An 8,981-nucleotide genomic window follows, 5' to 3' on the forward strand; every position below is an offset into this window, starting at 1 on the left:
GCAGCATGACTAACGATGATTCAAAAAATCCTGAAAAATCAAAGCTGTTAGAGCATCCAATCAAGGCTGGATCTTCATTGTCCACGCTGCGTCATCACAGGCAATCCACAGTTCACCCAAACCTGATTTTACGGACTCCGATCTTCACGCCGGTGGGTCGTACATCGAGAGCGAAGGGGCGTGTTGCAGATCTCTCCTCCGCCATGCGCGAGATTACGTTTGCCCGTACCGAAGGGTATGTTGATGTGAAAATCTTCGGGTCACGGCTCAACATCGACACAGATTTCAAGATCTGGACGGGGATCGTGCGGGCGTTTGAACAGTATGGTTTTCAGCCCAACGGTCTGGAAATGAGCTTTTCGGAGTTTTCGCGGTTGTGCGGGTATCCGAGTTCGGCGCAGAGCACGGTATTAAAGACACGAGTGGATACCAGCCTTACCCGCATCATGAGTCAGGTGATAACATTTTCCGCCGGGAGCAAAACCCATAAGACGCACTTGCTCCAGAGCGCCACCTATGACATTGACGCCAATAAAATCAAGCTCGTGCCTGACGAGCGACTGTGGGAGTTGTACCGGATTGACCACGAGATCCTGTTGTCCCTAGACACTCAGGAAGCACTCCAGAGGCGGGAGACCGCACAATGCCTTTATATGTTCATTCATGCCCTGCCAAAGAATCCGGCACCGTTGGCGTTTAGCCGGATCAGATCGCGTCTGTGCTTGACCGGCACCGAAGCAGAGGTGAATCGCTCAATCGTCAACGGGTTGGCCGAATTGGAGAAGATTGGTTACCTGGATTACGCATTGACCCCAGGTGGCAAAGGTAAAGACCGCTGCGTGATCATCAAGAATCGAAAGCGCGGAAAGCAGTAGCAGAGGTGTTGTGTAAGTAGCTGGTATTCCAGTAATTACTGCTGTTTCTTGTGGTCAATAACAGGGCCCACTCCAGAACGCAGGTGCCGACGCTACCCTGGTCAACACCTGGCAAACGACATCGCTGAGGGCCCTCAATCTGCACGGAGGACTCCAACCTCCACGGTTTTACCTGGAGCACCGCCGGTGTGGCCAGCTCCTCGGAGGGTGCGACCCAAGTCGCGCAAGCCTCCTCCTCCTTGTCCGCCTAAGGACATCAGCCGCTTGCATACCTCACTGCACTAGAGCTCTCTTCCCCTGTCTTTTACAGGCCAAAGGCACTCCCGCTCGCCGAAGAGGAGGGCAGCGCAGCTCACCTCCCGCTTACGCTGGTACTCCACTTGCGATCACCTCGATGTTGGGGGCGGCACTGGGCGGCACCCAGGTGGCGGTTGCTCTGGAGCACCTGGCCGACATCCCTGCTGTCCCTGATGGACGGGGAGGCCATCAGAACGGGTGTCTCCTCCGCCGGACGACCCTCCCTGGGCAGCACGCACACCAGTCCTGGGCATTGGCGGGGTGATCTCCTCGGTGGACATTTAAGGTGCGTCTCTACCTGACCGGCTCCTGGTACACCGGCAGTGGCCAGTACGACGGCGGCGTGCAGACCCGTCTTGGAGCTCATCTTCTCCACTAGGGACATTCACCGCGGCTTTGGCACCAGGCTCCGGGAACGACCTCGGTGGCCAGGTGTTCGACGAGCGGGAGCGCAACCGGATGCGCGTGGCGGCCCCGAGTTGGGTTTAACGCTTTTGGAAGAATGGGGATCCCCGGCTTTGTTGAGGGAAGATCATTTGGGGGTAAAGACTTTCAGGGGGGTGGGGACTACCTGGTGCGTCTTTGTACCGGCCCAAATGTGCGGCTGGTCGCTAGGGCGTGCGACGTTCGCCGGTTAAGCCCTACTGTCCTCATGGAGGCCAGCCACAGGGCTTTGGGGTATGAACCGGGTCAAGAGCAGGACTAGGACTTGGTATTAAAACGCTCGAAATACTGGCCAGCCAGTGCTTGCGCCTCATCCAGTTCATCGGCACTCAGCCCCTTGGCGACGAGGTCGCGACTGATCGGCGCTCCGCCGTCGCCATTGGCCGCCGCCACGGAATACCAGACGTAGGCCATCTTGAGATCACGCTCGACCCCGACCCCACGTTGGAAGAGAGAGCCCAGCATCGCTTGGGCTTGGCGGGCGGTCTTGCCCTTTTGCACGGCTGCCTCCGCCACCCACGCCACGCCTTCGGCCTCATCGCGTTCGACGCCCAGCGCCTCTAGGTAGAATCTCGCCATTAACAGACGGGCTTCATCGACCCCGTTTTCGGCAGCCTTCATGCACCAGTACCTTGCATGGAGGTAGTCCTGAGGAACGCCGGTGCCGTTGAAATAGCGCACGGCCATTGCGTATTGGGCCTCGGTGTGGCCGAGATCGGCGGCCTTGTTGAGCCAAGCCACCGACTGGCTATCATCTTGTGGAACTCCACTGCCCACATGATAGCGACGGGCCATTTCATACTGAGCGTCACGATACCCCTGCTCGGCGGCCAGTTGATACCAGCGGGTAGCCTCGTTGGAGTAGCGGCGATCATAGTGGCGGCCAAGGAGGAATTGCGCGTCGGGATCACCGGCGATGGCCCCTTGCTCGATGTCCTTGATGCCATAGCCACTCCAGTCCACGGCACCGACTTGACCACCAGCCAGACCGGCCACGGTGAGGATAACGGCCAACATGCTTCCCTTCATCGCAATGCTCCATGATGCGACCCATTGGGGTCACTATCCCGCATCTCGTGTGAGGTTGGAAGGGGGCTTCAATATTGCGTTCGACGACCATCCCTCAGAGCGATATTCTGGCGATCAGGGTACGGACTTCATGGACACTGTTTGGGCTGTCTTCATGCGGCAGACCCGTGCTTTGAAGTCAGTGTTGGTTGGTGCAGCTGCAAGCGAGGGGCAGACATGAGTGTGTTTAGAGGCAAGGTCATGGCGGACGTTGTGAATGGCGACCGCACAGAAACGGTGGAAATTCCCGGCGAAGACTTGGTAGAAGTTGGCAGTGATTCTCCCAACCGATCGGACTATAAGGGTAGTGCTACTACTGACGATGGAATTGAAGTCGAGGTACATATCATTCTTGATGGGGATGGTCACATCTTCTCACGGGATGTCTATACCGAACATCCCAGCGCCGTCATCAAGGGGGTGAAGAATACCATTAAACCCAGCTCCAAGTCGTAGCAAGGTCGAAGACGAAGAATGATAGTGGGGACATCAGCCCCCATTTCGTTTCCGCAAGACAAAGCCAGTACCGCTTACCGGGAAGGATGGCCTTCACCCGGGCCACCAGCCTCCCGCCAAACCGTAGGGTCGGCACCTGGGTGCAACAACGACCGCGCGGTGCCGACATCCGCTGATCTCCACGAGGGACACTAGCCACCCGGTTGACCTGGTGATCGTCCAGGTGCGCCAGGTACACCGCCGGTGTGGCCAGCTCCTCAGCCGCGTGCGACGCGGGTAGCCCAAGCGTCAGCGTGGACGGTGGACAATGACGACCCGTTTTTCCCGGTGATCACCCCGGCCAACCGGCACCGACGGCAGTGGCCAGGTCACCCACGGGCGTGCAGCTCTCCCTGGGATGGTACACGGTCCTTAAAGGAAAACCATATGCACCTCGGACCCGGAGCTCATCATCTCCTCCGCCGGTGAAGACCGCGTCAGCGTCGTCCCCACCTGGGTGCGAGAACGTCCGCGCGGGGCCAGCATCGCCTGAACTTCCTCAAAGGACACCAACCCCCGCGTTTATCCGTCCTCACCAGGTAGGCCAAAAGTGGCCAGATCTCCTGCCGAGCTGGTGCTCAGCACTCCACCGCATCTTCGCTTAACTCCACCCATATCCCATCGTCATCCATGATCTGGAAGGTGGAATGTCCGTACCCCTGTTTACGAAACATCTCAGCGGTGAAGAGTGCTCTCTTTTTCGATCTCACTACTTCCCAAGCGTACTCGCAGATCACTTTGATTTTCATCTTCGAATCCTTACAGCTGGATCAAATTCTGGCGGAGGCAACCGGCGTCACTCGACCTCATATGGCGCGGCGACGCGGCTTCGGCGACAACGTAAATCAAGACTCATCATCATTTCTGCGCGGCGACCCACATATTTTCAAAGAGGTGCCGGACAACCGGCATGTCGAACCACCAACAGGTCGACTATCGTCCACCGGCACCGGCACCGGCACCGGCACCGGCACCGGCACCGGCTCGGCACCCAGGTGGGCGGATACTGGAGCGCCGGGCCGACCACCAATTTGTCCTTGAAGGACCGGGAGGGGCGGGATCCCGCGTCGCCGGGCCCAGCCAGGTGCAGCTCGCACGCAGCTGCCCATGACATCTGGGACTTTCAGGGCCAATGAGGGACATCCACCCGCCGCTCAACCCCGGAGCTCATCCAAAAAACGGGCACTGGCCAGGTCAACTGACGCTGCTGAAACTCCCTGCAGGGCTTCTTGAGTTGCACGAAGGACAATGACCGCGGCACTGAGATGTCTCCTCACCAGGTACACCGGCGGTGGCCAACCTCCTCAGCCGGACCCGTGCCCGCCGTCGGGAGGTGGCATTCCACCGAGGACAACCATCACCAGATCAGCCCGGCGTGTCGCCAGGTAACCTGGGTCGCCAGGCCTTCGACGAGTGCCTATGAGTAGGTCTTAGCGAACAACGGCACTTCTACTTCGGGGTAGTGGGCTTTGAAGAGATCTAGCAGGTACCCGTATTTCGCCTTGTCATGCCGTTTCAGGAGGAAGATCAACAGGTGCAGCGTCTCGTCTGGTTCTAGGTACGTCTCAATGTCATATTCGACCTCTTCGGCGCACCACTTGGCAACTTCATCCACCACATCCCCCACAAGGAGCACCCCTTCATGCTCAGCCAGATGAACCAGCTTTTCTGCATAGTCCTCAAAGGACAGCAGATCACATAAAATAAACAGTTCCAGGTTACCACCTCGGACGTACTGGCTGGCTGGGACTATTTTCAGCGCATCTTCCGATAGCACCTCGGCCAGATGGTCGATCACCTCTTTCTCAAATCCCTCCGGCAGACCGGGGAAACTTCCCCTCCACTGACCTTCATGGAACTCCGAAAGGTAAGCATCGCTGATGCGCTGTAGCATGGCCTCCAGCTTGGCGTCGTGGGCCAACGCCTTGATGCTGGGCAGGGAGGCATTCGGGATTATCGGGAAGCACAGTGAGGTGCCCTGATAGCGTTCGTTGAAGACCGATACCGAGAAATCCTCTTCCATAGCGTAAGAGGCATCTATCTCAATTCCATCTTCGTTCGGTTCGGGATGAAATTGCAGATAGGTGAAGCGATGGGTCGGCTCATAGGCTGACTGCCAGTACAGCGGTGCATTGGTGGCGGGGACTCGGAAAGGGTAGGAGACAAACATCGTCATAGCGCAGTCCTTGGTAGGTCGCAGTGGTGGGCGACTCATGTGTACCCGCGTTGCCCACTGCCACGCAATGAGTAGAGGGGCCCTCTTGATGAATTTGCGACAGAGGCCAAATTCCGTGAGTAGGTTGGTACCGGGATGTGGCCAGCAGGCTGACCTGGGTACTTATGTCCGCTCTCGAGCACCGATGTCCTTGGTGGAAATCAACCAGCTGCTCAACCCCGGAACTCATCCCCAAAACCGGTGCTGGCCAGGTCAACCGACGGTGCTGAAACTCCCGGCATGGCGTCTGGATCTCCCTCGGGGACTTTGACCGCGGCATTTGAGATGTCTCTCAACAGGTAAACCGGGGTGGCCAAGCGCCAAGTACACCGGGGTGGCTCGAACTGGCCAGTGGAACCCTGAGCTGGGTAGTGATTTGAGCAGTAAGAACGGCTACAGCCCAGCAAATTCAATGCTTTCATCCCGTTGGGATGACACTTTATTTGCAAGGATGAAACTTTATTTTCATCCCACACCTATCGCCTATCGTGCAGCAAACCTACCGTCCCATCTCTCAGCGGCTTCAAGGCGCATTGCAGCAACCTGTTTCAGAAAGCCAAAAATTAACATAAAAGCCACTGTTGTAGGCAACAGTGCCAACGTTAAGCCATTGCAGGTAAATATCCAGCGGCGCTATTGTACTAATTCTTTTTTTGCACAAGGGGTGTGCTCGATGTTTATCTCGCCCATGGATCTCGCAACTTATTACGGTGTCGACGACATTCCTGCTGCCATATCGATAGACGATAACCTCCATAGTTTGCTCGTAGCCATATTCAGGAATGAGCCTCTGACTTCGCCCCGCTACGACATTCTAGCCAGCTACGGTCTCAACGCCTTGGGGGGCTTTATCAACGGCGATATGACTCTCCCTGAGTTCAGACGCCAATCTGCGGTAGAACAGGAGCAGCGCGGTTCTAAATCTCTTTACTATAAGGGCCGAAAGATTGTGCATCGCTACCAACCTTCAATCACGAAGCCCTTGGCTGCTCAGCCAGACGACAAAGCTAATATAGAGAAGACCAGTCAAAATCCCACTTGGGATTACCTGCAAAAATTCCGGATCAAAAATGGGCTGGCCAATGGCAAGAATTATTTGTCCCTCCCCCCGCATGAACTGGCCAGACAATTCTGGGTGGATGATATTACCAGTGCGATCACGGGCGGTGCTAGGTTGCACAGCCTCCTTGTCGCTGCCGGACAAGGCGCGACGATTTCAGCAGCTAACAGACAATTTCTCTTGAACAGGGGGTTGAATGCCTTGCTGTGCTTCTTGACCGGCGAACTCTCCCAAGAGCAGTTCGACCAAAAAGGGAAAGCGGAACAGGAGCAACGAAACGAGCTTGCGCAACAGAAACAACGCGAGATCACCGCTCAGAAGGCCGCAGATGAAGAACGTTATAAAGCCGAACAGAAAGCCCTATGTGTGCGACTTGAGGCTGAGCGGATTCAGCGTGAGAGTGACCCCAAGTACATCGCACGGATGAAGAACCAAGCACTCAGGGTGAAGAACCAAGCACTCAGGGTGAAGTATGGTGTCACTGGATATGTCGAATCACATCACCTCAAACAGCTCATGGCAATCCTTCTCAAGCTGGATGCAGGTACGCGGCTACTGGAGACTGAAACCATCTGGCTCAAGAGCAATGGCCGTGAGTACCAGACAAAAGAGATTCTCCATAGCTATAACCGACTCGAAGCTGATCACTGGCTAGCAGAGTACCGCAACAGCAAGAACCCATGGAGTGCAGTCAATGCCAGCGGACACTTGCGTAAATGCGCAGCATCGAATGAGGCGATTGCGCTGCTGAGTGCCATACCAGCCAAGAGGCAGGGTCAACCAAAGCTGAAATCAGCCATTCTCACCACGCATGGTGGTGCGTGTCGTGACCATGGCGAACATACTGCCGCATTGAACATGGGTGTCGAAGCTCACCGCCTTCAACCCAACAACTTTCGCCCCTGCACACTACTTGGTGCAGTCTGTATCGAGCTTGGCAATATTAGTGAGGGACATGAGTGGTATTGCAAGGCGGAAGCCAGAGGCGCTGGTCGTGACAGTATTATGTCGGATGTCAGGTCGCTTCTTACCCGGATGACAGCCGATAAACGTGAAGCGGTTATCGCGGAACTGTTGCGCATTCATCCCGAACAGTATCGATGGCTAACTAAGTGGCGTCAGGCCAAGGCGTAACGGACATTTCGGGTTCGAGGTTAAGCTGGTGGTGATCATGGCTACCGCTTGATAGCGGAGGGGCGGGCGGTGCAGTGAAGTTTGAGCGGATCCACCAGCTGGCAATGGCCTCGTAAGGGGTTACTCGATACCGGTGGATGTGGCACTCACCCCTCTGTACTGGCGGGCCCTTATCATGGCCGGGGGCCTGCGGCGCCGGTACTTCGCGGTGTTGGATGAAAATAAAGTTTCATCCTTTCGCCGCCTTGAAACCCAGAAATTACGTTGCGATCCAGCCCGCTACGATGGTTAAAGTTTCATCCTAAAGTCAGTGATTTGAGCAGTAAGAACGGCTACAGCCCAGCAAAATCAATGCTTTCATCCCGTTGGGATGACACTTTATTTGCAAGGATGAAACTTTATTTTCATCCCACAGCAGGTGAGATCATGGGACTGACGATTGACCCCAAGAGCAAAATTTTCGGGCTCGACCTCAAGACAGGTCGCGATCTGGTGAAGCGGTTGCGCCACTACGCTCAGATGTACCCTACCGACGACATAAACTATGTCACGGAGGTTCGCTCCATTGGCGAGATAGTGTTGACCAAGGAGAAGCAGCGATGCGGTATGGGGTATTCCCTGACCGAACTGAATCCCAATGCGGTTGCCCTCGCGCCCGACCTCATCCAGAAAATGCTTGATGAGGGTTATCTCACAGTGATGGGAATAACCGATCACAATGGCTTTGCTTGGTATCAGGTAACAGCCAAAGGCGCTGAGCTGAGTCGCCACAAGCTCATCAAGCGATTGCCTCGGGCCAAGGCAGTGCAAAAGCTCGAAGAGTTCCTTGAGCGGGTGGAGGAGTGGAATGCCTGCGAGCCATACGTCTGGGTTCAGGATGTGTGGCTCTACGGCAGCCTCATCACCACTGCTCCTGATGTGGGTGACATCGACCTCGTGTGCAAATACACGCAAAACCCTGACTCCCCTGACATGGTGACCGAAGGCGAGCACATCTATTTCATCGCCACGGGAAAGGACCAATATGCAAAGGTAAAGAAGTTCCTGAGAGGCGGCTCCCCCTATATATCGCTGGTCGGTTTCTCAGCCCGTGACATCGACAAAATTCAAGGCGGCTACATCCAGATAGTCAAAGACCGGCAGGTGGCCGTCATACCGTGGGAGAACGGATCGCTTGTCGAGGTAGGTGAGGTGTCTCTACCGCTTATTTGACGGTTACCTAATCCAAATCTTGCTCACCGGCACAGAGGGCGTTCGCCCACACCGCAACCTGTCAGACCATGCCGCTAGACTGCGAACATGGCTACTCATCTGCCCAGGGCGAGATCGTGAACATTTTGTTAAAAATTAAAAATAGTTTTTTGCCTACAAAACAAATACTTATAGGCCTGTG

Annotated in this window: 7 protein-coding genes; 5 read left to right on the top strand and 2 right to left on the bottom strand. The window is 55.8% G+C overall.

What is annotated here, in order from left to right:
• Positions 1–5: 5 nt before the first annotated feature.
• Entirely contained in the window at positions 6–875 is an 870-nt protein-coding gene (locus PG892_RS14125) for a RepB family plasmid replication initiator protein (protein ID WP_270825507.1), read from the top strand.
• 999 nt (positions 876–1,874) lie between these two features.
• Here the strand turns inward: PG892_RS14125 and PG892_RS14130 are convergent.
• The gene (locus tag PG892_RS14130; protein WP_198497585.1) at positions 1,875–2,645 is read right to left on the bottom strand and encodes a tetratricopeptide repeat protein; all 771 of its coding nucleotides are present in this window, start codon (positions 2,643–2,645) and stop codon (positions 1,875–1,877) included.
• Between the two features lie 216 nt (positions 2,646–2,861).
• Here PG892_RS14130 and PG892_RS14135 point away from each other — a divergent pair, with 216 nt between their 5' ends.
• The gene (locus PG892_RS14135; RefSeq protein WP_162540877.1) at positions 2,862–3,140 is read left to right on the top strand and encodes a hypothetical protein; all 279 of its coding nucleotides are present in this window, start codon (positions 2,862–2,864) and stop codon (positions 3,138–3,140) included.
• A gap of 669 nt (positions 3,141–3,809) precedes the next feature.
• Entirely contained in the window at positions 3,810–4,220 is a 411-nt protein-coding gene (locus PG892_RS14140) for a hypothetical protein (RefSeq protein ID WP_270825508.1), read from the top strand.
• Positions 4,221–4,596: 376 nt separating this feature from the next.
• Here the strand turns inward: PG892_RS14140 and PG892_RS14145 are convergent, their stop codons facing one another.
• Positions 4,597–5,355 (bottom strand): hypothetical protein, encoded by a 759-nt coding sequence (locus tag PG892_RS14145; RefSeq protein WP_101617261.1) that lies wholly within the window; start codon positions 5,353–5,355, stop codon positions 4,597–4,599.
• A gap of 415 nt (positions 5,356–5,770) precedes the next feature.
• Here PG892_RS14145 and PG892_RS14150 point away from each other — a divergent pair, with 415 nt between their 5' ends.
• Positions 5,771–7,588 carry a hypothetical protein gene (locus tag PG892_RS14150; protein WP_270825509.1) on the top strand — a complete coding sequence of 606 codons (1,818 nt, stop codon included), beginning with the start codon at positions 5,771–5,773 and terminating at the stop codon, positions 7,586–7,588.
• A gap of 426 nt (positions 7,589–8,014) precedes the next feature.
• Complete coding sequence (locus PG892_RS14155) at positions 8,015–8,800, top strand: hypothetical protein (RefSeq protein ID WP_270825510.1); 786 nt, start codon at positions 8,015–8,017, stop codon at positions 8,798–8,800.
• Positions 8,801–8,981: the final 181 nt, after the last annotated feature.

The organism is Aeromonas sp. QDB68 (assembly GCF_027707405.1).
GTDB lineage: Bacteria > Pseudomonadota > Gammaproteobacteria > Enterobacterales > Aeromonadaceae > Aeromonas > Aeromonas caviae.